The sequence below is a fragment of the Marinobacter sp. AC-23 genome, assembly GCF_001858325.1.
Lineage (GTDB): Bacteria > Pseudomonadota > Gammaproteobacteria > Pseudomonadales > Oleiphilaceae > Marinobacter.
This window is the reverse complement of record NZ_MBPP01000045.1, coordinates 53,705-76,779: the sequence shown is the minus strand read 5'-3', so window position 1 is coordinate 76,779 and position 23,075 is coordinate 53,705. Positions and strand designations below refer to the sequence as shown.

Here is a 23,075-nt window from a genome sequence, read left to right as displayed (position 1 = left end):
CTGTAAGACTCTGGCTATTTTAAAAGCCGGGATCAATTCACTTTTGCCATCACCCGTGGACATGGGCTAATTTGAGGGCTTCAGAGTAATTTCCCCGGGAGTACAGGATGTTGGAGTCTATCAAGGCAGGCCTCACCGCATGGCTTTTGCCGGGGGCGTCGGCGCTATTGGCGTTAGTAGCAACTTACGCAGCTACCGCATTGGGTTGGCGTTGATACGGCGGTTTACTCGCTCCAAGGCGGTTCCCCGTATTTTTCTCGATGCCGCGGCTCGCGCCCTGGGCGTTTTCGTGTGTTTGCTTGTGCTGAACGGGGTTTTGGAAACCGCGCCCGAAGGTTTGCCCATACTGGCAGAACTGCAGCATCTCGCCACGTTACTGTTGATCCTGTCGCTGACCTGGGCCGCGGTGTGTTGCACCTCGGCCATCGGTGAGGTGATTGTGACGCTCAACCCAGTGCTGGAGGGCCAGTGGAAACGTGCTCGTAAAGTCGAAACCCAGACCCGGTTTCTTGTTCGCGGGCTCAATATCCTGATTGTGATTATAGGGCTGGGGGCAGCCTGATGACCTTTGAGGGCGTACGCCACGTTGGTGGCAGTTTGTTGGCCTCCGCGGGCATCGGTGGCATCGTTCTGGGCTTTGCGGCCCGCCCGGTGCTGGGCAACCTGCTGGCGGGCATGCAGATCGCGCTGACTCAGCCGTTCCGCATCGACGATGTACTTCATGTTCAGGGGGAGTGGTGCTGGGTAGAGGAAGTGACCGCCACTTACGTGGTGTTGCGGGTATGGGATCTGCGCAGGCTGATCGTGCCGTTGCAGTGGTTTATCGAGAACCCATTTCAGAACTGGTCGCGGAATACCACGGATATGATGGGTACTGTTTTTCTGTGGTTGGACTACGCCGTACCGGTTGATCCGTTGCGTGAGGAATTTGCGCGCCTGCTCCGGCAGGCCCCTCAATGGGACGGCAGGACAGAGACAGTGCAGGTCACTGATTCCAATGAACGGGCTTTGCAAATACGGTTCCTCATGGGCGCCCCGGATTCCAGTAAGGCCTGGGAGCTTCGGTGTGCTGTGCGGGAGGGCCTGGTAACCTTTGTTCAGAATCACTATCCGGAACACCTGCCTCGTGTTCGGGCGCGGCTGATGGATGGCTCGGACATGGCCCCCGAGACCCCCGAGACATAGGCTGTCGAGATCCAGTGCTTCGGAAAGTACTAATACGCGTTTCCGCTAAACTTCCTTAGCTTGCGTAGATGATAAACACCGCACATTCATACCAGTTCCAGCCTGGGAAGGTTCGCTCAGAACTTATCCGGATGTTTCCTATTTCCCTGTTCGTGGTGGCATTTGGCGCCGCGTTCGGTCTCGCAGCTGTGCAGAAGGGGCTAGGTCCTCTGGAATCTCTGCTGATGAGTACCCTGGTCTTTGCCGGTGCCTCGCAGTTTGCCGCGATTGATATGTGGGGGGCAGAAGTCTCGGTTATCCCCGTTATGGTCGTGGTTTTTGCCATTAATTCCCGACACCTTCTGATGGGCGCTTCGCTTTATCCCATGCTGAAGGATGTTTCTCCCGCTAAGCGTTACGGCCTTATGCTGCTTCTTACGGATGCCAACTGGGCCGTGTCAGCCCAGGAATACCAAAGCGGCAGGCGAAACCTTGAGGTGATTCTGGGCGGCGGGTTGGTGCTTTGGCTGGCCTGGATTGTTGGCACCTGGCTGGGGGTGTATTTCGGTGGGCTTTTGCAGGACCCGAAAAGCCTTGGGATGGATATGGTATTGGGCTGTTTTTTGTTGGCGATGGCGTTGGGCGGGAAGAAGAGCCGCGTGTGCTGGTTGCCTGGGTACTTGCTGCTGCCGCCTCACTGGCAGCATGGAAGTGGCTGCCGGCTAACACGCATGTGGTTGCAGGGGCACTTGCCGGCGGTTTAGTCGGCCTCTTTTGGCTTGAAAAGAAGCCGGTTGACGAGGGTGAGGAGGAGCCGGCATGACCATTGAAACCACCACTGCCGGTGTTCTGGCACTGATCTTGATCATGACATTGGTTACGTTGGCAACCCGGTTCGGGGGCGTATTTATCATGTCCTATGTGCGGATAAGTCCTCGCGTTGAGAGCTTTATCAACACCATGGCCAGCTCCGTTCTCATTGCCATCATTGTACCCATGGCGTTTGCCGGTGATGCCGGCGCGCTTGCAGCTCTCTCGGTTACCGCCGTTGCCATGCTCATTCTCAAGAAGCCACTGCCAGCGATTGCGGCTGGCATCCTTTCGGCTGCTCTTGTTCGGTATATGGTTTAGGTAATAAAAAATAGTTTGCTTGGTGTTACGAGATTTTGATTTGCCGGAAGGCGACTTGTCTTATAGGCTTTTTTTGAAAGCCACTGAGTACAAGGAGCATCGGTATGTCCGATAATCATGTGTACAAGAAAGTCGAAATTGTTGGTTCGTCAGAAAAAAGCATTGAGGGTGCAATTGAAAATGCCCTGGCAGAATCGGCGAAGAGCATCCGCAATATGGAGTGGTTTGAAGTGACGGAAACCCGTGGACACATTGTTGATGGCAAGGTTGGCCATTACCAAGTGTCGCTGAAGATAGGTTTCCGGGTTAAAGAAAGCTGATATGAATGCGGAGCCGTGTGGCGCCCGATGGGTGGCTTATTCGGCTCCGTTGTTTTGCCGGAACGGCAGCACCGTTTTGGCATCTTCGTAGTAACCCATAACCTGTTCCGCCTCCTCTCGTGTGAATGCTTCAATGGCTTCATGAAAGCCCGGGTGAGCAATGCCGTGCCACGAATGCGTGAGCATCGGCTCAAAACCTCGCACCAGTTTGTGCTCCCCTTGCGCCCCTGCATCAAATGTTTGAAGGCCCAGCTCAATGGCCAGTTCAATGCCCTTGTAGTAACAGGTTTCGAAGTGCAAGTGGCTGTATTCCTCAAGGCAGCCCCAATAGCGGCCATAGAGTGTATCTCGCCCACTAAGAAACAGGGCGCCTGCGATCATCGCGCCATCCTTTACCGCCATGATTACATGCAAATGCTCGGGCATAGCCTCTCGCATCTTTTCAAAGAATTGCTGGGTGAGATAAGGCCGTTGCCCGCGTTTCAGATAGGTGGCTTGATAGAACACGTAAAATGCCGCCAGAACCTGATCGGGAATGTCGGAACCATGAAACCGAGTGAAGGTAATATCTTGTTCGGCTACCTGCCGGCGCTCCTTGCGTATGGACTTACGCTTGCGTGAAGTGAGTTCACCTAAAAAGTCCTCGAAGCACCCGTAATTGCGATTATGCCAGTGGAACTGGCAGCCAATGCGGTGCAGTTGGTCTTCTTGGTGAAGCAATTGTTGATCTTGCGCATCGGGAAACAGAAGGTGCCAGGAGTGAGCGCCCAGACGGCCGATGAGTGTGTCCAGAAGGCCGTGAATCACCTGGCTGTCGAGCTCCGCGCGCAGCTGCGGGGCGAGCAGTAATCTTGCCCCCTGAGACGGTGTAAAAGGTACAGCTATCAGGAGCTTGGGGTAGTATTCCATGCCGTACCGGCGGTAGGCGTCTGCCCATGCCCAGTCAAACACATACTCGCCCATGGAGTGGGATTTGAGGTAGGCGGGTGCGACCCCTGCAATCTCACCTTTGAGGCGGAATATAAGATGGCACGGTTTCCAGCCGGTTTCTGCGCTGGTACAGCCGGAGGTTTCCAGGGCTTCGAAAAAATCGTATCGCAAAAAAGGGTTGTCGGTGCCTGCCAATTGCTCCCAAGTCTTCCGCGGTATATCGGAAAGGGAGTGGCAGGCCTCAAGTGTTATGTTTGATACTGCGGGTTTTGACATGGCCGGGGCGGACTCCTTTATCGCTCCCGTTACCTTACGTCAAAACCCGTCTTGTGATCACTTTTGTGATTGTGCACAGCGTTCATCCATCTTTTTCTGCCACTTCCCCATGCGTTTTTCGTGTTGTTGGCGCTTTTCTTCGTGCATCTCGCTCCAGATTTCCCGCTGCTCATCGCTCAGCTTCAAGCGGTTGGCCATGGCTTCACGCTGTTCGGCCATTTTCTCTTGCCGATCTGCTTTGTTGAAATGCCCTTTACCTTCACGCATGTTGTCGCACATTTCTGTCATATCATGCTGGTTGTCACCATGATGACTCGAATGGTTGCCGGCAAGTAAAGCCGGGCTGGCTGCAAGCAGGGTGGTCGCCAGAAGGCTGGCAGTAATGATGGATCGTTTACGTTGGCTCATGATAGTTCCTCTCACAATGAAGTAGCTGCTTGGCCGGTTGCGGCAGAAGCATGATTCACCCCTATAGTACTGTGGAGACTGGTAAGCGAGCGTCAATGGCATGTAAAGGTTCTGCAAAGGAGTCTGGGCTGGCGCCGGCAGGTTCCGGGGCCCGTGTTAGACTTTGGACAGCACAATTGGTGCATATTGATCAAGCAAACTTGGTAGAGACAAGCGATGCAGAACAGAGTCTTGCTGGTAGAAGATGACGACGAGCTCCGTGAATTACTGGCCCGCTATTTAAGTGGTCAGGGGTTTACCGTGCGTGAGGCCGCTAATGGCAAGGACGGTCTGGCGCTGGCACTTGGGCAACACTGCGATATTGTTGTGCTGGACATTATGCTGCCGGATATCAATGGCCTTGAAGTGCTGCGCGAACTGCGCGCTGCAACGCATCTGCCGGTGGTATTGTTGACTGCCCGGGGTGATGAAACGGATCGCATCGTGGGTTTTGAGGTGGGTGCGGATGATTATATTCCCAAGCCCTGTAACCCCCGTGAGCTGGTGGCTCGGCTTCAGGCGATTCTGCGCCGGGTTGCCTGGGATCAGAAAACAGAAGTTAAAGCTGCTCGACACCACGGAGATCTGCGCGTTGAGCCGGGCCACCGGCGCATATACCAGCTCGAGGAGCCTCTGGAATTGACGGCCACTGAATATGAGATTCTGCAAGTGCTGCTGTCCCATGCCGGCAGCGTGGTGCGTAAGACAGATTTGATGCAGTGGGCTCTGGGGCGCCGCTTGGAGGCCTTTGATCGCACCCTCGATATGCACATTAGCAACCTTCGTAAAAAACTGGGCAACGATGACCCTCCCAGAATCGAGACGGTGCGTGGCCTTGGTTACAGCTATCGGGTGCCAACATGAAGCGCCGGCTGATCATTCCGCTGTTCTGGCGTATTTTTCTGCTGATATGGCTGGCCATGGCCGTAACAGTGGTTGTCAGCAACCTGGCCTCACGGGTAATGCTGGACCGAGAGCGCGCAGCCATCGAGCGTCAGCTTGAGCTGCGGGACCTTGGGTTTGAGGTGTCGGCCATCCGTGACAACCGTGGCCGCAGAGAAGCGCACAGATTCCTTAGGGAACAAGGGGATGAGCTAGGCTTGCACCTTATGATGATCAGTGCGGATGATGACAACCGTTTACCCTCAGCTATCCGCTCACGCATAAAATCCGGTTGGTATCGGCAAAAGCCCGCAATTGTCGATGTGGGTGATGGGTACCGTCTGGTTGCCTGGCCAAAAATGCATGGTGAAGGCTGGCTGGAGCCTCGTGTTTTCCGGTTTATGGAAATGGGCTTGGCGTTTGTTTTGATTACCCTGGCTTGCTGGCTGATTGCGCGCTTTGTGTCGCGGCCAATGCGGCACATGGAAAGCACGGCACAGGCGATCGCCGGAGGCAATACAGATCTGCGGGTCAATGAGCGCATAGCGAGTCGCCGGGATGAGGTTGGGCAGCTAGCTGCCGCATTTAACGCGATGACCGAACAGCTTTGTACTCTGCTGGAGCGGCAGAAACACCTGCTGCGAGATATTTCCCACGATTTGCGAACGCCTTTGGCGCGCCAGAGGGTTGCTATTGAGCTTGCCAGCGAAGGCGGTGTTGAAGCTGAGTTGATGGCCAGCATTCTGCGCCAGAATGAACGCCTTGAAACCATGACCGGGCAGATACTGACGTTGTACCGGGTTACCGAGCAGGGTGGTGATATCGCACGGGAACCGGTGCGACCGGTAGATCTGTTGAACCGCGTTTTACAGGATGCTGCAGATTATGCGGAACACCAGAGAGTGGACTGCAAGCTCGACTCAATGCCTGAGAGCACCGGTGTGTCGGTGTTGGGTGATGCGGGCCTGTTGCAGCGGGCGTTCGACAATATCCTTCAGAACGCCCTTGATTATACGCCGCCGGGAAAAGTGGTACGTGTTGCGCTGGCATTCTCGGCAGGCTGGGTAAGCCTTACGATTGAGGATGAAGGCCCTGGTGTTGCGGATGATATTCTTGAGCACCTGTTTGTGCCCTTCTTCCGGGCGGATAAGTCCCGGGGAGGGCAAGGCTGGGGTCTGGGCTGGCAATTGCCAAAGACATTATTCTGGCCCATGACGGTGAAATTACAGCCAGAAACAGCGAGCGTGGAGGCTTGCAAGTTGTGGCTCGCCTGCCGATATTTGCTGTTAATTAATGAAACCACAGGCGAGTTCATGAAAAAAGATTATCCCGTACCTGCCGGCTTCCTTGAACGCGAAACAGACGTAAAAAAAAGCCGCTTTATTGCCCGGATTGCGCCCGTGGGTTCCAGGGATGACGTGAAAAGCTGGTTGGAAAAGTCGCATCAGGATCATCCCGATGCCCGCCACATTTGCTGGGCATACCAGATTGGTCGCCCCGGCTCTGCGGCCGAAGCCGGAATGAACGATGACGGCGAGCCCTCCGGTACGGCAGGCAAGCCGATTTTGAACGTGATTCAGCACAAGGATATGGGCGATGTTCTGGTGATGGTGATCCGTTATTTTGGCGGCATCAAGCTTGGCGCAGGAGGCTTGTGCGAGCCTACGCCGGAGCAGCTGAGAGTGTGCTTTCAGAGGTTGGAAGGATTTTTCATAAGCCAGTTAGTGCAGCAAACATCACAATGGATTTTTCGGATGAACAGCCTCTGCGGCACTGGTGTGACGTTAACGCGGCTGAGCTGGAATCAATCGACTATGGTCTGTCGGTAACTGCTCGTGTTTTGGTTCCGGAGGATCAGATGGCAACGTTCATTGCATTTTGCGATGCGCATAAACTGGATTACAGTTTTGAGGCATGACCGGGCAAGTGTGCATCGATTAAGTGTCTTGTGCGTATACTGGAATCAAGACTCTCAGAAACTAAGGAGTAGACAATGGTTCGTATTCTGATGGTAGCGCTGGTAACACTGGCAATGGCCGGGTGTGCCAGCAATGTAGTGACGGATTACAACTCAGGGGTGGTTTTCGGCGACTACTCAACTTGGGCTTTCGCGGCAGACGCTGACAATTCTTCGTTCGTTTCATTGGATGGGAACCGTGTTCAGAGTGCAGTGGCGCGTGAATTAAATCGCAAAGCCATGAGCAAGGTAGAACAATCGGAGGCCGACCTTCTGGTGAGCTGGCAGATTGTGGAACAGGAGCGCCTTGAGCAGTCTGGTCTCGGACTTGGCTTGGGCTTTGGTACCGGCAACTTCGGCTGGGGGCTGTCTGCACCGCCACCAGTGCGTGAAGTTAAAGAAGGGAAGCTTGTGGTCGAGCTGGTAGATGCGAAGTCTGAAGAAGTTGTTTGGCGCGCAGCCAGTCGTCGTTACTTGAATGAAAACCAGTCTCCTGAAAACCGCAGAAAGCTGGTTGATGAGGTGGTCGCCGAGATGTTCACCAAGTATCCTCCGGAACTGGACTGAAAAAGCAGGCGTTTGCAAGCAGATGGCTCTATGGGCATAGGCTGCAGATGCCCAATATACGGAGGGCAAATGGCAAAGCTATCTTCAGGCGGGTTGGTATTTTCAACCGAGCAGGGGCGCATGTGCCCGGAATGTCGTCACCCGGTTTCTGACTGCACCTGCCGCCAGGCTCAGCGCCCGGAAGGTGATGGCATTGTGCGGGTGAGCCGCGAAACCAAAGGGCGCAAGGGTAAAGGCGTCACTCTGGTCACCGGTATACCCATGGATGAGAAAGAGCTTAAAGCCTATGCAAAGGTGCTTAAGGCCAAGTGCGGCACTGGCGGCACGGTTAAAGACGGTGTGGTGGAAATTCAGGGTGATCAGCGGGATCTGCTGGTGCCACTTCTGGAACTCAAAGGCTGGGTGGTAAAGCGTTCTGGTGGCTAATGGTATAAGACGCAAGCTTGGCTTTCTCACGCTACACTCAGGCACGCGAATAAATATTATCTTTTCCGAATACTGATCTGAGCCTCGTTGGAAAACCTGAATCACCTTCAACGTTGCGGGATCGCTTTAACAGGAGGCAGGTATGCATATACTGGTTTTGGGCGCAGGCGTTATCGGAGTAACCACCGCTTGGTTTTTGCAAAAGCAGGGTCATCAGGTAACGGTGGTTGATCGCCAGAGCCAAGCCGGCCTGGAAACCAGTTATGCAAACGGAGGTCAGGTATCCGTCTCCCACGCTGAGCCTTGGGCCAATCCTTCCGCGCCTTTAAAAGTACTGAAATGGTTGTTTCGAGCAGATGCGCCTCTGCTGTTCCGCCCAAAGCTGGATCCTGCGCAGTGGCGTTGGGCAATGTCTTTTCTGACTCAATGTACCTCTGCCAAAGCCGCCCATAATATTCGCCAGATGGTTAATCTTGGCACTTATAGCCGCAGCCAGTTACAGGCTTTGCGCCAGGAAGCCGGGCTTGAGTATGACCAGGTTACCAAGGGCATTCTGCACTTTTACACCAATCCGGCTGAGTTCGACGCAGCGCTTGAACCAACTCGTATTATGTGTGATCTCGGGTGTGATCGGCAGGTTATCGATGCGAGCAGAGCAGTGGAGCTAGAGCCTGCACTGAAGAATATCCAGCATAAAATAGCGGGCGCAACCTACACGCCTGAAGACGAATCTGGCGACGCACGTAAGTTTACCCAAGCGCTGGCCGAACGCTGCCAGGAAGCCGGTGTAGAGTTCTGTTATGGCACCGATGTTCTTGGTTTTGAGCGCGCAGGCGAACGTATTCTTGGGGTTCAGGTGTTGAAGGACGGGCATCACGAAACCATGAGGGCAGACGCCTATGTTCTCAGTCTGGGAAGCTTCAGTGCCGCACTTGCCCGGCAGCTTGGGCTGTTTTTGAATATTTATCCTGCCAAAGGTTATTCCATCACGGTACCGGTGAAGAATGAAGAGGCGGCGTTTAATGTGAGCCTTACGGATGATGAATACAAACTGGTTTATTCCCGGCTTGGCGACCGCATTCGAGTGGCTGGAACTGCCGAGCTGAGCGGTTATAGCCGCACACTCAACTACACCCGCTGTCGTGCTATCGTACGCAGAACCGCAGAAATAATGCCTGAGGCGGGTTACTGGGATCAGGCCGAGTTCTGGACAGGGCTTCGCCCTGCAACTCCCTCCAACGTGCCATATGTGGGCAAGAGCCACTTCGCCAATCTTTACTTAAATACTGGCCATGGCACCCTGGGCTGGACACATTCCTGTGGCTCAGCTGCTGCGTTAGCTGACATCGTTGATGGTCGAAAACCTGAAGTGGATTTTACGTTTTCAGGAGTTTAACGCCTCCCCCTGACTTACAGAGCCTTGTTAGCCCATGCGGCTATACGATGAAAAAAATGGCCCGCAGGAAAACCTGGCGGGCCATTTTTGTTGGTATCAGATCGGATTACTTTAGCTGGTCTCGAATCATCTTCTTGTTAATCTTGCCGACACTTGTTTTTGGAATGTCTTCAACAAAATCCATCCGGGAGGGGATTGCCCACTTGTTGATTTCGCCTTTATCGACGTATTGCTGTAGGTGGTTTTGTATATCTTCCACAGTGGCATGCTCGCCTGGCTTCAGGGTGATCAGAGCATGGGGGCGTTCTCCCCACTTCTCATCCGGAACGCCCACTACGGCAGCGCCTGCTACGGCGGCATGCTGGCTTATCAGGTTTTCCAGATCCAGTGACGACAACCATTCACCACCGGTTTTAATCACATCCTTGATGCGATCCTTGATGGTGATAACGTGGTTTGGCTCCATGGAGGCGACATCGCCTGTATGCAGCCAGCCACCTTCCCACAGTTCTTCGCCTTTATCTGGCTGTTTGAAGTAACTCTGGGTTAACCAGGGTGCTCGGGCGACTATCTCGCCTTGGGCCTGGCCATCGTGCGCCACCGGCTTGCCTGAGTTATCAACAATCTCAAGATCAGCCATAGGCACCGCAATGCCGGTTTTGATCCGTTTGGGGGTTTGCTGCTCCAACGGCAATTCCAGGTCTTCGGGCTTCAGGAACGTTGTACTCAATAGCGGGCAGGTTTCTGACATGCCATAGCCGGTGTACATACGGATGCCTAGTTTAGCGCTAGCATCGCACAGGCCTTTAGTTAGTGCGCTGCCGCCAATCAGTACGTGCCAGTTACTCAAGTCTGCAGTTTTTATCGACTCCGTGCCCATCACCATCTGCATGACGGTTGGCACGCAGTGCGAGAAGGATACCTTGTGTTCTTTAAGTAGGTCGGCCAGCAATTCTGGCTCATAGCGGCCGGGATACACCTGCTTGATCCCCAGCATGGTGGCCGCGTAGGGAACGCCCCAGGCGTGCACGTGGAACATCGGCGTCAACGGCATATACACAGTCGACGAACGCAGTAGTGGCATTTCGTCGTAGGCGGAAAGCGACCCGGTCATGGCGAGTGTATGCAACACCAATTGACGGTGACTAAAAAACACCCCTTTCGGGTTACCGGTAGTGCCGGACGTGTAGAAGGTGGTTGCAACGCTGTTTTCATCAAAATCCGGAAAGTCGAATTCTGTGGCAGCGCCGGCCAGAAGCGCCTCGTATTCGCCGGTAGTATCGAGCTGTGTATCCTTGGCGTTTTTTTCATCGCTAAGCTGGATATAGGTCTTAACGGTTGTGATTTCGCTTTGTAGCCCTTCCAAAATCGGTAGGAAATCATCGTGCACCAGAACCACGCCGTCTTCGGCGTGGTTCATGGTGTAAACAATTTGCTCGGGTGAAAGGCGCACGTTAATGGTATGCAAAACGGCACCGATCATGGGAATGGCGAAGAAGCATTCCAGGTAACGGGGCGTATCCCAGTCCATAACCGCCACTGTATCGCCTGGCTTGACGCCCGCATCGGTGAGGACATTGGCAAGCCGGTGGATGCGTTCAACCAGATCGGTGTAGGTGTATTTGCTCCGGTTGGCGTAGACAATTTCTTGATCAGGGGCGTACCTGGGCCCCGAAAGCAGCAGTTGCTTGATCAGAAGAGGGTACTGATGGGCGTTTTCCGCCGCGGGTAAAATTCGGGTTTGTACCATGTCTGGAATCCTCTTTCTCGTTTGTTTGTTTTATCTGAGAAGTTGGCTCAATCTGACATAAATTGAGTAAAACCGGAAGCTTGCAAAGGAGCGTTACTGATGCCAAGGACCGCCTTCGGTATCTTTTACGGTTTCAACGCCTATATGCATGGCCGCTTTGGCTAGCATGTTGGCGCTCACGGGGGCAGTCATAAACAAAAAGACCGTGATCAGCACTTCCGAAAAATCGATACCTTGGTCGACACTGCTGAAGTAGATAACCGAGCTGAACATGATGGCGCCCACGCCCACGGTGGTCGCTTTGGTAGGGCCGTGTAGCCGGGTGTAAAAGTCTGGCAGTCGGGCAAGGCCGATTGCGCCGACCAGCGTAAACCCACCACCGAATAGCAACAGCGCCGAAATGGCGTATTCCGCGAACAGACTCATAAATTACTCCAATTGTTACTCAATGACGCTACCCCGCTTCAGGTATTTAGCCATGGCCACGGTACTGACAAAGCCCATAACCGCAATTAGCAGAGCAGACTCAAGGTACATGCGTGTGCCCAGAGTAATGCCCAGCAGAATAATCAGCGCAATGGCATTGATATAGAGCGTATCAATGGCCAGAACCCGGTCGGGCTCATCCGGCCCTTTGATTAAACGGTATACGTTGAGCAGCGTGGCCAGGGTCACCATACCAATGGTGAGGTACAGAGCAGTGGTGATCATTGGAACATCTCCATCAACGGCTTTTCGTAGCTGTTGTGAATGGCGTCAATAACCTCCTGATCACTGGTAGCGTCCAGCGCATGGATCAGTAGGGTTTTGTTATCGTCACTTATGTCCGCGCTGACGGTTCCGGGGGTGAGCGAGATGGTGCTCGCCAGAATGGATATCGCCAGCGGGTGCTCAAGCTTCAGCGGGTAACTGATAAAAGCCGGGCGCGGTGAACGAGGGCTGAGAATAAGCCAAGCCACAGAAAAGCTGGCGACCACGATATCCTTCAGCACTCGCAGTATGTATGCCGGCATGCGCCAGGGCTTTACAAAGCCAGGTCGCTCTGGCCAGAACCCGTGAGTGAGCTGGGGGATCAGCCAAGCGAGGATAAGCCCAAGCACCACGCTGCCGCCGCTTACCCCATCGCTGAGGATCTGCCAGGTAAGGAATAGAACCCAGCTCAGCCAGGGTTGAGGAAAACTCAGACGATCAAACATCAGTTACTCTCCTCAACCAACGGGCTCTGCGGAACGTGTACGGGTGTCTGCAGAATATTGATATAGCCACGGTTGTCGTGCAACTGTTCAGCGGTGGCGCGAGTGTAGTCGCTTATTGGTCCCGCCAGTACAACGATCAACATGGTAAGGCAGGTAAGAATGCCGGTGGAGATCGAAACTCTGTTGTTCATGGGTTCGGGGGTTTCCTGGTGACCGTCCACGTTCCACCAAAATACAATACTGCCGGCGCGGCTGTAGGCTATAAGGGTCAGGAAGCTGCCAACCAATAGCACGCCCCACAGCCAAGCCATTTCGACACCTGGCTCAACGGATTGGAGAATCATTAGCTTGCCAAAAAAGCCACTCAGAGGTGGTAAGCCGCCAGCGGCCACAGCACCGATAAGAAACAGCACACTTAGGAATGTCCGGTGGCGCATTTTCGGTGCCGTAACAATGCTGTCGCCGGCCAAGCCTCGTTGGCTTGTGACCAATTCGGAAACCAGAAACAGACCTGCAACCGTCCAAGTGGTGCTGACCAAATAGAACAACGCGGCAGACAGGCCCGCCACGGAGCCAAGCGCGATGGGCGCAAGCAGAGTTCCTACAGAGATAATAACCTGCCAGGCCACCAGTGTTTTAAGGCTATCCGCACCCAGAGCACCAATAACGCCCATGCCCAGAGTGATCAAAGCCAGCGGGAACAGCCAGTCCATGCCCAGATTGGCCAGCTCTCCGGCGCCTTCCCCAAAAATCAGTGGGAAGACTCTCACAATGGCGTAAATGCCCACTTTGGTCATAACCGCAAACAGCGCAGCAACCGGCGCGGTTGCTCGGGCATAGGCCTTGGGTAGCCAAAAACACAACGGTAGAATAGCGGCCTTCAGGCCGAAAACTACCAGCAACATCATGCCGCCGGCCTTCACAAGGTTCAGGTTATTACCGGTAACTTGTGGGATTTTTACAGCCAAGTCTGCCATGTTCAGGGTGCCGGTAACGCTGTAGATTATGCCGATACCGATCAAGAACAACGCGGAGCCAACCAGATTAAGGGTGACATAGTGAAGCCCGGGAACCGTTCGTGCCGTTCCACCGCCGTGCATCAGCAGCCCGTAAGAGGCAATAAGCAGCACTTCAAAGGCAACAAACAGGTTGAACAGGTCGCCGGTTAAAAACGCAATGTTCAGGCCCGTCAGCTGGAACAGAAACAGTGTATGAAATTGCCGGTTACCTTTATCGGCACCGCCACTGGCATAGATGTGACAGAACAAGCCGAGAACCGCTGTTAGCACCAACATCAGTGCCGCCAGCCGGTCGAGCACCAGAACGATGCCGAAGGGTGGTTGCCAGTTACCGAAGGCATAAATGCGGTAGCTGCCGTCACTGGCTAGCACCAGCAACACGATAGCAGATACCAGCATCAGCAACGTGGTAGTCAGTGCCAACGTACGGCGCAAGCTGATCGGGGCGTAGCCATAACGACCTGCAGAATGCCGCCAAGCAGTGGTATGAAAATGGGAGCGATAAGCCAGTGAGTCATTTACCGGTTACCTCCCGTTCTTGTTTCGATGAGGGGGTGTTTCCTCGCGTTGGCCATCCACATGATCGTTTTCATTGTCTGCCAGGTTACGTAGGGACAGAACCACCAAGAATGCCGTCATAGCAAAACCAATAACAATTGCTGTGAGCACCAGCGCCTGAGGCAGTGGGTCGGCATAGCTGGCTGAGGTTCCGATGACTGGTTGCTGGCCGGTGGCGAGGCGCCCGGTGGCAAACAGGAACAGGTTTACGCCGTAGGACAACAGGGTGATCCCCATGATGACGGGGAAGGTACGGGCGCGTAGCAGCAGATAAACGCCGGATGCCGTTAAGGCACCGATAACCAGTGCAAATAACAGTTCCATTACACGCCCTCCTGTTTGCTCTTGATGGCCGAATGAGGCGACAGCCGGCCAATGCTGACCAGTGCCAGCAGGGTGGCGCCGATCACTGTCATGTAAACGCCCAGGTCAAACACCAGTGCCGAGGCAACCTCGAATTTGCCCACGATGGGCCAGGTGATATAGCCAAAGGCGGTGGTCAGGAAGGGGTAGCCGAAGCTAGGCTTCCGGCGCCAGCAATGGTCGCAAACAGTAGGCCGAGACCAATCACGTTGTGGTAGCGGAACGGAATGCGGTCCTGAGTCCAGATCATGCCGCTGGCAATGTACTGGAGAATCAGTGCCACTGAGGTGATCAGACCGGCAATAAAGCCTCCGCCGGGCTGGTTGTGCCCCCGCAGAAAAATATAGGCAGACACCATCAGTGCCAGCGGCAGCATGGGCCGGGCAATCTGCTTGAGCATCAGCGGGTAGTGATCCCGTGTCCAGGCATGGCCCAAGCCGTCTCCCGGGGGCGGCGTTAAGGCAGTGTTTTTTAGCATGGCGTAGATGCCCAGTGAGGCAATGGCCAACACGGTTATCTCGCCCAGCGTATCGAAGCCACGGAAGTCGACCAGGATTACGTTCACTACGTTGGTTCCGCCACCGCCCGGCTTGCTGTTTTCCAGAAAGAATGCGGAAATAGAACTGAATGGCTGCGTCAACATGGCCAGGGTAATCACAGTCATCCCTGTGCCTGCGACCAGCGCGATGAGGATATCGCGGATGCGTTGCGTTTTAGAGCTCTCCATGGGTGTCCAGGAAGGCATGTAGTAGAGCGCCAGCATCAGCAAGACAATGGTGACCACTTCCACTGAAAGTTGTGTCATGGCAAGGTCTGGTGCCGAAAAACGGGCAAAGGTCAGCGCCACAACTAGCCCAACAACGCTCAGTAGCACCAATGCGTAAAATCGCTCTCGGTGCCAAACGGCTGTTGCCAGTGCAGAGACCATCAGCACGCCGGCGGCGATCCCTGTTGGCCAGTCAATCGCACTCAGCCCATTCTCGCCGATATAAAAACCGTTGTTGATCAACGGTATGACGGTTACCGCAATAACGCTGACCACCAGAAGCATGGCATAGCGCTGCAAAGAGCCATTTTCCAACCACCCGGTAAAGCGGTTGGCCAGGTTCACGAACTTTGAAACCAGGGCTTCAAACACGGCTTTCTCGTCGATTTCTTTGAAGCGGGCATGGAAGTCGAAAAAGCGCTGGCGCTGGCTGTACATAAGCAGGCCCCCGAAGAAGGCCATAAAGCTCATTAGTAGCGGCAGGTTAAAGCCATGAATAACCGCCAACTCATAATCGGGCACGTTACCGCCTAGCGTGGCAGACGCCGCAGAGTACAGCAGCGGCCCTACGGAGATGGTTGGGAACACACCAACCATGATGCAGGCAAAGACGAGAATCTCCACCGGAATTTTCATGTAGCGCGGTGGCTCATGAGGGGGGAACTTGGGCAGGTCAACGGGCTTGCCGTTGAAGAAAACATCGTGAATGAAGCGCGCCGAGTAGGCAACGGCGAAGATGCCCGCTAAGGTCGCAATAATGGGTGGAACCCATGCCCACAGGCCAGGCAGGTTTAGCTGAAGCGATTCCGCAAAGAACATTTCCTTGCTGAGAAAGCCGTTCAACAGCGGAACCCCGCCCATGGATGCGGCTGCGACCATTGCCAGTGTAGCGGTATGGGGCATATAGCGCCAAAGCCCGTTGATCCGGCGCATATCGCGGGTGCCTGTTTCATGGTCAATGATACCGGCAGCCATGAACAATGAGGCCTTGAACGTGGCATGGTTAATCACGTGGAATATCGCCGCGACAGCGGCCAATTGGGTACCCATACCCAGCAGCAGTGTGATCAGGCCCAGGTGGCTTACGGTTGAATAGGCGAGCAGGCCTTTCAGGTCATGCTTGAACATGGCGATATAGGCGCCAAGCAGCAGGGTGGCCATGCCGGTGAAACTGACCATGTAGAACCACTGCTCGGTTCCTGCCAAAGCTGGATATAGGCGCGCCATCAAAAATATCCCCGCCTTTACCATGGTGGCAGAGTGCAGATAAGCAGAGATGGGCGTGGGCGCCTGCATGGCGTGGGGTAGCCAGAAGTGAAATGGGAACTGGGCGGATTTGGTAAAGGCGCCGAGCAAAACCAGGGTCAGCGCAACCGGATACATTGCGTGGGCTTTTATCTGATCGCCGGCGGCGAGCACATCGTCCAGCTCAAAACTGCCAACAATATTACCGATAAGCAGAATGCCAGCCAGTAGGGCCAGGCCACCGCCGCCGGTTATAGCCAGCGCCATCCGCGCGCCTCGCCGAGCATCCTGTTTGTGAGTCCAGAAGCTGATCAGCAAGAACGATGTCAGGCTGGTAAGCTCCCAGAAAATCAGCATCAACAACAAGTTGCCAGAAAGCACTATGCCCAGCATTGAGCCTTTGAAGCACAAAAGCAGGGAATAGAATTTGGCGACATTCTCATGGGCTTTCAGGTAGTAGTGGGAATAGAGAATAACCAGAAGGCCGATGACCAGAATCAGCAGTGCAAACAGTAGTGCCAAGCCATCCAGGCGAAAACTGAAAGAAAGCCCGAGCGCAGGAAGCCACTCATAGCTGTGCAGCACAGTGCCGCCTGCGGCAAGAACTGACCAGTGTGGAAACAGGGCTGCCAGTGCAATCAGTGCAGGCACAGACGATGCTATTGCGATAGCTGTTCGCCCACCTTGGGCAAACAGGGGTGCGGCTATGGCCCCCAAAAATGGCAGTAGTACAACCAGCGGTAGCGACATCGCAACCTCGTTAGCGGTTTTCTTTTCTTATGAATGGAGATGGCTTTTTGAGCCTGAGTCTAGTCTCCGATTGGCCGATTTGCATAAGTCGCGTTGAGGCGATTATGGCGGGCGGCAGAAGTTGGATCAGCGGGACGCTGGTGGGTCTGGGAAGTAAGGCAAACGCCCACGATGCCGCGCGATGTCAGCGGTAAGGGGGGGGCGATTTGAAAGCATGCAGCCGACGGACCTTGCGGTCATGGTTGCTCCGTTAGTAAAACTTGAAAGCTGATGATACGTGCCCAAGCTCGCAGGTCAAGTCAACTTGTGATCAATCAAGTGCCGGGCAGCAATGGAAGTTATTATCTCAAAGTGACGTGGAAGGTCACAGACTGGCCTTTTTTGCAGACTCTTCTCGGTTGCTGCACCGTCATTTGGCCGATTTAAGAGCGTTAAATATGGCCTCGGCTTCGGCCTCCAGTACTCGATTCAGAAGGCTGTTACCCTGGTGGGTCGCCTGTTCAATTTGAGCAAGTTTCATGCTGTATAGCCGGCTAAGCACTTCAGCATGGGATTGTCGAGCTGGTGCGTTCATGGTACTTCTCCTCCACATAACACCTGTCGGTATACTTTACGGAAACATCCAGCCAACGGCCGCTAGGGTAAATCAATGCATAACCTGGGCCAAGCGGTCGCTGCCATGGCTAACGGCCAAACCGCGAGCGGTAGGCTCCGGGAGCCACGCCTGTATGCTTGCGAAACAGGCGGCTGAACGAACTGACGTCTTCGTAGCCCACCAGCCGGGTAACGTCTTCCACCGGTAAGCGCGAGTTTTCCAAGTGGCTGCGCGCGGCTTCTATTCGTATGGATTGAAGATAACTTGTGGGCGTTTCACCGGTTGCAAGTTTGAATCGCCGTATCAGCGAACGGGTGGTCAGGCCGCTTAAAGCCGCAAGAGATTGCAAGTTGGCGGATTCGCCATAGTGCTCCTCAAGCCAGTCCTGCAGCTTCAAAATCACCGTGTCTGAATGGTACCGTTTGGTCTGAAGTGCACTATACGGGGCTTGGCTATTGCGCCCGGCATCGATTACAAAAGCCTTTGCCAACTCACGGGCAACCTGAGCACCGGCATGGCGCTCTATGAGGTGCACACCCAAATCCCACCAGGCCATGCCGCCGCCTGCACAGGCAATGTGCCCATCTACGGTTACCAGTTTTTCCGGGTTCAGGTTTACTTGCGGATAGAGCTGGCGAAACCGATTACTAAAGCCCCAATGTGTTGTGGCTTCTTTATTATTCAGTAAGCCTGCCTCAGCCAGAAGAAAAGCCCCGGTGCAATTGCTGGCAACCCGAACCTGCCCCGCAGAGTTGTTGTTCGGGTTTTTGAGCTGGCTAAGCCAGCCAATCAGATCCGTATTTGATGCCAGCACCTGATCAATCGGCGCACCGATAGTCGGCACGATCACCAGGTCCGCCCTGGCCGTATCCAACTCCTCCCAGCCCCCATCCGAAAACAAGGTTATACCGTTAATACATCGGCAGGGATCCCCGTTGCGCGTTAGCAACCGAGTAGTGAAGTATGGCACTGGCCGCTCGCCATGAATCCGCGCCCAGGTCACACCGGCCAAGCGGAACAAGTCAATCACGCCGGTAATAGCGCTGGCCAGCGCGCCGTCAAAACCAATAATAAAAACCGTCTGCATGGGGCCTCCAAGCAAGATACTTAGACAGGGTGTTGGCGATATCAGCCATGATTATGTCATAAACGCCGGTTCCCAGGAAAACCCGGTTATGAGAGCCTGTAGGTAACCAAAAGAAGGCTCCAGCCAATTACCAGGAAGCTGCTCAAATGACCGATACCCTGATAGACCGCCGCGATCTGGCGTTCCAGCTCTACGAAGTTCTTGATACCGAAAGCCTGATCGGGCGCGATCGCTTTAATGAGCACAATCGGGATACCTTCGATGCCGTCATCGAGACCGCTGACAAAATGGCCCGGGAGAAGTTCGCCAACCACAACAGTGCGGCGGACAAAGATGAGCCAAAATTCGTTAACGGCCAGGTAGAAATGCTGCCAGAAGTGAAAGAGGCTTTTGATGCCTACGCCCAAGCCGGGTTTATTGCGGGGCGTTATGATTACGAGTTGGGAGGCATGCAGCTGCCCGAGTCTGTGATGGCCGCTTGCAATGGTTTCTTTACTGCAGCCAATCCGGGCACCGCAGGCTACCCGTTTCTGACCACTGCGGCGGCCAATCTGATTCGCGTGTTCGGTAATGAGTCACAAAAAACCAGCTTTTTGCCCAACATGCTCAGTGGCCGATACAGCGGGACCATGGCCCTCACAGAGCCCCATGCAGCTCGTCGCTGGCGGATATTCGCACCTCGGCCACGCCAACGGATGATGGTCACTACCTCATTAAAGGCGCAAAAATATACATCTCGGGCGGTGAACAGAGCATTACCGAAAACATTGTTCACATGGTGCTCGCCAAAATCAAAGGCGCTCCGGCCGGGGTAAAAGGCATCTCTCTGTTCATAGTTCCCAAGTTCCGCGTAGACAGTGATGGCAACCCCGAGGATCGCAACGGCGTAAGCCTTGCTGGCCTTATCCATAAGCTCGGATACCGGGGCACCACCTCCACGGCACTCAGTTTCGGCGACGATGCGCCTTGCCACGGGTATCTGGTGGGCGAGCCCCATCAGGGCCTGAAGTACATGTTCCAGATGATGAACGAAGCCCGGGTGGGGGTGGGCTTTGGTGCGGCAGTGATCGGCTATCGGGGTTATATGCACAGTTTGGAATACGCCAAAGACCGATTACAGGGCCGTAAGGCCTCTGAAAAGAATCCGGAAAGCCCACAAGTGCCAATCATCGAACACGCCGATGTGCGCCGGATGCTGCTGGCCCAGAAAGCCTACGGCGAAGGCGGGTTGGCGCTTTGCCTGTATGGCGCTCGCCTGATGGACGATCAGCACACCCACCCAGATGAGCAGAAGCGTTCAGAAGCCGGCAAGCTGCTCGACCTGCTTACGCCGGTGATCAAAACCTGGCCCTCCGAACATGGCCCGAAAGCCAACGATCTGGCCATTCAGGTATACGGTGGTGCGGGTTACACCCGAGAGTACCCGGTGGAGCAGTGCTGGCGCGATAACCGCCTGAACCCGATCCACGAAGGCACCACTGGTATACAGGGCCTGGACCTGTTGGGTCGTAAGATCTGGCAGGATCAAAGCCATGGCTTGCAGCTTTTAATGCAGGAAATGCAGGTGGATTTAGAGGCTGCGACGACCGATCGCTGCCAGCAATGGGCGTTGTCCCTGAGTGAAACTTTGCAGCAGGCCGTTAAAGTGACCCAAAACCTGGGTAAGTCCCTGGTGAGTGGCGAAGTAGACAAAACTCTAGCCAACGCCTCCTGTTATTTGCACCTGTTCGGCCACATCATCGTCGCCTGGATGTGGTTGCGCCAGGCTAACGCTGCGGCCAATGCACTGGCTTCTGCCAACACTGACGACGAGCGCAACTTCTATCAAGGCAAACTCCAGGCTGCCCAGTACTTTTTCCACTGGGAGCTTCCAACAGTTGCTCAGGATTTGGTGTTGTTGCGGAATATGGATGACACTTGTTTGAACATGAAGGCGGAGTGGTTCTGATGGCTTTGGTTAACGTTAAAAAGAGAGGCTATATCCTGCTCATAGGCTAAACCGCCCGGAAAAAATGAACGCCATGAACCGGGCCATGTACCACGAGATTGCTGCTGCCTACTACCAGTTGGAACATGACGACGATCTGAGAGTAGGGCTGATGTACGCAGAAGGCGACCACTTTACCAGCGGCCTGCAGTTGGATGATTGGGCGGGTGTGTTCGCAAACGGTAAGGGTATCGAACCGGGTGATGGCGAGCTGGATCCGTTTCATATAACCGGCGGCGGCCTCAGCAAGCCGGTGGTTTTCGCCACTCAGGGCATCTGCTTCACCTGTGGCGTCGAAATGATGCTGAACACAGACATTCGCGTAGCGGCAAAAGGCACTCGCTTCGCACAACTGGAAGTCAAACGCGGCATTTATGCCTGCGGAGGCGCCACCATCCGCCTGCAACGGGAAATCGGGTGGGGCAATGCCCAGCGTTATCTGCTGACCGGTGATGAATGGACGGCGGAGCAAGCCTACGAGTGGGGCCTGATACAGGAGCTGGTTGAGCCGGGAGAGCAATTCAACGTTGCCCTGGAAATCGCCGAGAAGATCGCCAGTGCCGCACCTTTGGGTGTGCGCGGTAGTCTGAAGTCTTCCAAAATCGCAGTAAGCGAAGGTCAGGAAGCAGCAAAGCAGCGGCTGTTCCCGGATTTGCGCCCAGTGATGGCCAGCGAAGACGTTCAGGAAGGAATACAGTCTTTTCTCGAAAGACGAAACGCAGTATTCAAAGGAAAGTAAGGCAGGAAACTCAAGCTCGAAGCTGCCGGTGGGCTCTGCCTCCCAGGACTGTCGGCAGCATGGATGCTGCCGTCAAGCGTACAGGGATGTATTTACAGCGTGTCCTGGGAGGCAGAGCCCACCGGCGGCCCGCACCAAAAGTTTGATACCAACTGGCCCCAAACTCCAATTTCCAGTAATTAGCGTTTGTCAGGCAGCCTTCTCCGAAGCCGAACCAGCCGCTTCCTCCCGACGAGCTGCAGCCTTGGCAGCCACCTCAGCCGCATAATCTGCATATTTGGCCATCAGCTCTGCCTTGCGGTCTGGATCCCAGTTAATCTTGCTCAGATCGCCTTCGTAGTGATCAATCACTCGCTTATCCATGGTTTCGTACCACCACTGAGGCACATAAGCCGGCATCAGCATGGATGCGTAGCCACCGGGTAACTGCGGAGTATTCTCGAAGTGTCGCAACGCCTGATAACTGCGCTGTGGGTGGGCGTGATGATCAGAATGGCGCTGCAACTGATACAAGAACAAATTTGTCACAATGTGATTGCTGTTCCAGCTGTGCTCCGGTTGTGTGCGCTGATATTTTCCATTCTTGTCTTTCTGGCGCAGCAGCCCGTAATGCTCAATGTAATTCACGCTCTCCAGCAGGCTGGCGCCGTAAACTGCCTGAGCGGTAAGGAATGGCAATGCCCGTGGCCCACAGATCAATGTTGTGGCGCCAAAGAAACCAGCACTTATTGCCCACCCTTGAAGCAGCTCGTTGTCCAGGGTCCAGAAACTCTTGTTCTTGCGAGCCAAGCGTGCCTTCTCAATCTTCACAGCAGACTTCATACCACCAAACACTGTGCGCGGTAAAAACTTCCAGAAACTTTCACCCATGCGGCTGCTCGCGGGGTCTTCCGGCGTTGCCACACGCTTGTGATGGCCAAAGTTATGCTCAACAACAAAGTGGGTATAGCCCGTTGGAGCCAGAGCGGCCATGGCCATCAGTTTATTGAACCTGTTGGATTTGTGGCCTAGCTCGTGAGCCGTATTAATGCCCACGCCATTGATGGCGCCAACGGTCAGTGTGAGGCCAATTTTATCCTCAATGGGGGTTTTCTTGCGGCTGGCGAGCCAGGCACCCATAACGGTCATCGCATACTGGGTAGGAATGAACGCCTTAACAATGCGGTTGTAATACCTGTCCTGCTCCAGCGAACTGACTGCCGATTCTGGCGGGTTGCTCTGATCCTCCCCAATTGCACGATCCAGCGCAGGAATAATGCCGTGAACCAGCGCCGGCCCCGTCCAGGCCAAAAATTTAAGCTTTTTAGGGGCTATCGCGTAACCCGTTAGCGCCGCTAAGCCAATGCCGGGCAGAGCGGGGCCCAACAGCCAGAGATAACGTTTCGGGTCTTTCCACTTTTCAGAAATATTGGCTTTTGAGGGGGGCTGTACCGGTTTTTTTACTGTTTGTGAATCCAGCGTCTTGTGAGTCTTGGCATTCATGGTGTTTCTCCATTGCAGTGCGCGTAACTCGAATTTATGTCG

The 23,075-nt window shown here is 54.5% G+C and carries 19 protein-coding genes and 6 pseudogenes; 13 read left to right on the top strand and 12 right to left on the bottom strand.

Annotated features, from left to right (window positions below; all coding sequences use genetic code 11):
- The first annotated feature begins 139 nt into the window (after window positions 1-139).
- The 5 genes and pseudogenes from BCA33_RS22000 to BCA33_RS14370 all read left to right on the top strand — a co-directional run bounded on the left by BCA33_RS22000 (window position 140) and on the right by BCA33_RS14370 (window position 2,615).
- The gene (locus BCA33_RS22000) at window positions 140-562 is read left to right on the top strand and encodes a hypothetical protein (RefSeq protein ID WP_254774424.1); all 423 of its coding nucleotides are present in this window, start codon (window positions 140-142) and stop codon (window positions 560-562) included.
- Complete coding sequence (locus tag BCA33_RS21995) at window positions 562-1,185, top strand: mechanosensitive ion channel family protein (protein ID WP_254774423.1); 624 nt, start codon at window positions 562-564, stop codon at window positions 1,183-1,185. The genes BCA33_RS22000 and BCA33_RS21995 overlap by 1 nt, the downstream gene beginning before the upstream one ends.
- Window positions 1,186-1,253: 68 nt before the next feature.
- Window positions 1,254-1,987 (top strand): annotated as a pseudogene (locus BCA33_RS14380) (AzlC family ABC transporter permease).
- Window positions 1,984-2,295, top strand: coding sequence for an AzlD family protein (locus tag BCA33_RS14375; protein WP_071266906.1), 312 nt, complete (start codon window positions 1,984-1,986; stop codon window positions 2,293-2,295). Before BCA33_RS14380 ends, BCA33_RS14375 begins: the two are co-directional and overlap by 4 nt.
- A 104-nt stretch (window positions 2,296-2,399) precedes the next feature.
- Entirely contained in the window at window positions 2,400-2,615 is a 216-nt protein-coding gene (locus BCA33_RS14370; RefSeq protein WP_071266904.1) for a dodecin, read from the top strand.
- Window positions 2,616-2,651: 36 nt separating this feature from the next.
- Here BCA33_RS14370 and BCA33_RS14365 read toward each other — a convergent pair whose 3' ends face one another.
- Window positions 2,652-3,821, bottom strand: a complete 1,170-nt coding sequence (locus BCA33_RS14365) for a GNAT family N-acetyltransferase (RefSeq protein WP_071266902.1) — start codon at window positions 3,819-3,821, stop codon at window positions 2,652-2,654.
- A 57-nt stretch (window positions 3,822-3,878) separates the two neighbouring features.
- Window positions 3,879-4,229 carry a hypothetical protein gene (locus tag BCA33_RS14360; RefSeq protein WP_071266900.1) on the bottom strand — a complete coding sequence of 117 codons (351 nt, stop codon included), beginning with the start codon at window positions 4,227-4,229 and terminating at the stop codon, window positions 3,879-3,881.
- Window positions 4,230-4,445: 216 nt separating this feature from the next.
- On the opposite strand from BCA33_RS14360, the gene BCA33_RS14355 reads away from it, so the two are divergent.
- The 6 genes and pseudogenes from BCA33_RS14355 (at window position 4,446) to BCA33_RS14330 (ending at window position 9,496) form a co-directional block, all read left to right on the top strand.
- Complete coding sequence (locus BCA33_RS14355; RefSeq protein WP_071266898.1) at window positions 4,446-5,132, top strand: response regulator transcription factor; 687 nt, start codon at window positions 4,446-4,448, stop codon at window positions 5,130-5,132.
- Window positions 5,129-6,289, top strand: a pseudogene (locus BCA33_RS22850) (sensor histidine kinase); the annotation flags it as partial. The gene BCA33_RS14355 and the pseudogene BCA33_RS22850, both read left to right, overlap by 4 nt.
- 174 nt (window positions 6,290-6,463) lie before the next feature.
- Window positions 6,464-7,068: pseudogene (locus BCA33_RS22845) on the top strand (YigZ family protein).
- Between the two features lie 75 nt (window positions 7,069-7,143).
- Window positions 7,144-7,674: a DUF4136 domain-containing protein gene (locus BCA33_RS14340; protein WP_071266896.1), complete on the top strand. Its 531-nt coding sequence runs from the start codon at window positions 7,144-7,146 to the stop codon at window positions 7,672-7,674.
- 69 nt (window positions 7,675-7,743) lie between these two features.
- Window positions 7,744-8,100, top strand: coding sequence for a translation initiation factor Sui1 (locus BCA33_RS14335; protein WP_071266894.1), 357 nt, complete (start codon window positions 7,744-7,746; stop codon window positions 8,098-8,100).
- 142 nt (window positions 8,101-8,242) lie between these two features.
- Window positions 8,243-9,496, top strand: coding sequence for a D-amino acid dehydrogenase (locus BCA33_RS14330; protein WP_071266892.1), 1,254 nt, complete (start codon window positions 8,243-8,245; stop codon window positions 9,494-9,496).
- Between the two features lie 106 nt (window positions 9,497-9,602).
- On the opposite strand, the gene BCA33_RS14325 is transcribed toward BCA33_RS14330, so the two are convergent.
- The 9 genes and pseudogenes from BCA33_RS14325 to BCA33_RS14290 all read right to left on the bottom strand — a co-directional run bounded on the left by BCA33_RS14325 (window position 9,603) and on the right by BCA33_RS14290 (window position 18,825).
- Window positions 9,603-11,246, bottom strand: coding sequence for a fatty acid--CoA ligase (locus BCA33_RS14325; protein ID WP_071266890.1), 1,644 nt, complete (start codon window positions 11,244-11,246; stop codon window positions 9,603-9,605).
- 93 nt (window positions 11,247-11,339) lie between these two features.
- A complete protein-coding gene (locus tag BCA33_RS14320) occupies window positions 11,340-11,672 on the bottom strand; it encodes a Na+/H+ antiporter subunit G (protein WP_071266887.1) in 333 nt (110 codons plus the stop codon).
- 15 nt (window positions 11,673-11,687) lie between these two features.
- Window positions 11,688-11,957 carry a K+/H+ antiporter subunit F gene (locus BCA33_RS14315; protein WP_071266885.1) on the bottom strand — a complete coding sequence of 90 codons (270 nt, stop codon included), beginning with the start codon at window positions 11,955-11,957 and terminating at the stop codon, window positions 11,688-11,690.
- Window positions 11,954-12,442, bottom strand: a complete 489-nt coding sequence (locus tag BCA33_RS14310; protein ID WP_071266883.1) for a Na+/H+ antiporter subunit E — start codon at window positions 12,440-12,442, stop codon at window positions 11,954-11,956. The genes BCA33_RS14315 and BCA33_RS14310 overlap by 4 nt, the downstream gene beginning before the upstream one ends.
- Window positions 12,442-13,979 (bottom strand): annotated as a pseudogene (locus tag BCA33_RS14305) (monovalent cation/H+ antiporter subunit D). The gene BCA33_RS14310 and the pseudogene BCA33_RS14305 overlap by 1 nt, the downstream one beginning before the upstream one ends.
- A gap of 7 nt (window positions 13,980-13,986) precedes the next feature.
- Complete coding sequence (locus tag BCA33_RS14300; protein WP_071266881.1) at window positions 13,987-14,343, bottom strand: Na+/H+ antiporter subunit C; 357 nt, start codon at window positions 14,341-14,343, stop codon at window positions 13,987-13,989.
- Window positions 14,343-17,143: pseudogene (locus BCA33_RS14295) on the bottom strand (monovalent cation/H+ antiporter subunit A). The gene BCA33_RS14300 and the pseudogene BCA33_RS14295 overlap by 1 nt, the downstream one beginning before the upstream one ends.
- Before the next feature lie 409 nt (window positions 17,144-17,552).
- Entirely contained in the window at window positions 17,553-17,717 is a 165-nt protein-coding gene (locus BCA33_RS20530) for a hypothetical protein (RefSeq protein ID WP_175469799.1), read from the bottom strand.
- A 109-nt stretch (window positions 17,718-17,826) separates the two neighbouring features.
- The gene (locus BCA33_RS14290) at window positions 17,827-18,825 is read right to left on the bottom strand and encodes a GlxA family transcriptional regulator (RefSeq protein ID WP_071266879.1); all 999 of its coding nucleotides are present in this window, start codon (window positions 18,823-18,825) and stop codon (window positions 17,827-17,829) included.
- A 146-nt stretch (window positions 18,826-18,971) separates the two neighbouring features.
- Here BCA33_RS14290 and BCA33_RS14285 point away from each other — a divergent pair.
- Together BCA33_RS14285 and BCA33_RS14280 are read left to right on the top strand one after the other, a co-directional pair.
- Window positions 18,972-20,773: pseudogene (locus BCA33_RS14285) on the top strand (acyl-CoA dehydrogenase).
- Window positions 20,774-20,837: 64 nt separating this feature from the next.
- Window positions 20,838-21,551 (top strand): crotonase/enoyl-CoA hydratase family protein, encoded by a 714-nt coding sequence (locus BCA33_RS14280; RefSeq protein ID WP_139173014.1) that lies wholly within the window; start codon window positions 20,838-20,840, stop codon window positions 21,549-21,551.
- 189 nt (window positions 21,552-21,740) lie between these two features.
- Here BCA33_RS14280 and BCA33_RS14275 read toward each other — a convergent pair whose 3' ends face one another.
- Complete coding sequence (locus BCA33_RS14275) at window positions 21,741-23,033, bottom strand: alkane 1-monooxygenase (protein ID WP_071266877.1); 1,293 nt, start codon at window positions 23,031-23,033, stop codon at window positions 21,741-21,743.
- Window positions 23,034-23,075 lie beyond the last annotated feature (42 nt).

Excerpts from the sequence above, each read along its gene's own strand:
- BCA33_RS22000 (WP_254774424.1), top strand. The coding sequence starts at position 140 with ATGGCTTTTGCCGGGGGCGTCGGCGCTATTGGCGTTAGTAGCAACTTA.
- BCA33_RS21995 (WP_254774423.1), top strand. The coding sequence starts at position 562 with ATGACCTTTGAGGGCGTACGCCACGTTGGTGGCAGTTTGTTGGCCTCC.
- BCA33_RS14375 (WP_071266906.1), top strand. The coding sequence starts at position 1,984 with ATGACCATTGAAACCACCACTGCCGGTGTTCTGGCACTGATCTTGATC.
- BCA33_RS14370 (WP_071266904.1), top strand. The coding sequence starts at position 2,400 with ATGTCCGATAATCATGTGTACAAGAAAGTCGAAATTGTTGGTTCGTCA.
- BCA33_RS14365 (WP_071266902.1), bottom strand. The coding sequence starts at position 3,821 with ATGTCAAAACCCGCAGTATCAAACATAACACTTGAGGCCTGCCACTCC.
- BCA33_RS14360 (WP_071266900.1), bottom strand. The coding sequence starts at position 4,229 with ATGAGCCAACGTAAACGATCCATCATTACTGCCAGCCTTCTGGCGACC.
- BCA33_RS14355 (WP_071266898.1), top strand. The coding sequence starts at position 4,446 with ATGCAGAACAGAGTCTTGCTGGTAGAAGATGACGACGAGCTCCGTGAA.
- BCA33_RS14340 (WP_071266896.1), top strand. The coding sequence starts at position 7,144 with ATGGTTCGTATTCTGATGGTAGCGCTGGTAACACTGGCAATGGCCGGG.
- BCA33_RS14335 (WP_071266894.1), top strand. The coding sequence starts at position 7,744 with ATGGCAAAGCTATCTTCAGGCGGGTTGGTATTTTCAACCGAGCAGGGG.
- BCA33_RS14330 (WP_071266892.1), top strand. The coding sequence starts at position 8,243 with ATGCATATACTGGTTTTGGGCGCAGGCGTTATCGGAGTAACCACCGCT.
- BCA33_RS14325 (WP_071266890.1), bottom strand. The coding sequence starts at position 11,246 with ATGGTACAAACCCGAATTTTACCCGCGGCGGAAAACGCCCATCAGTAC.
- BCA33_RS14320 (WP_071266887.1), bottom strand. The coding sequence starts at position 11,672 with ATGAGTCTGTTCGCGGAATACGCCATTTCGGCGCTGTTGCTATTCGGT.
- BCA33_RS14315 (WP_071266885.1), bottom strand. The coding sequence starts at position 11,957 with ATGATCACCACTGCTCTGTACCTCACCATTGGTATGGTGACCCTGGCC.
- BCA33_RS14310 (WP_071266883.1), bottom strand. The coding sequence starts at position 12,442 with ATGTTTGATCGTCTGAGTTTTCCTCAACCCTGGCTGAGCTGGGTTCTA.
- BCA33_RS14300 (WP_071266881.1), bottom strand. The coding sequence starts at position 14,343 with ATGGAACTGTTATTTGCACTGGTTATCGGTGCCTTAACGGCATCCGGC.
- BCA33_RS20530 (WP_175469799.1), bottom strand. The coding sequence starts at position 17,717 with ATGAACGCACCAGCTCGACAATCCCATGCTGAAGTGCTTAGCCGGCTA.
- BCA33_RS14290 (WP_071266879.1), bottom strand. The coding sequence starts at position 18,825 with ATGCAGACGGTTTTTATTATTGGTTTTGACGGCGCGCTGGCCAGCGCT.
- BCA33_RS14280 (WP_139173014.1), top strand. The coding sequence starts at position 20,838 with ATGAACGCCATGAACCGGGCCATGTACCACGAGATTGCTGCTGCCTAC.
- BCA33_RS14275 (WP_071266877.1), bottom strand. The coding sequence starts at position 23,033 with ATGAATGCCAAGACTCACAAGACGCTGGATTCACAAACAGTAAAAAAA.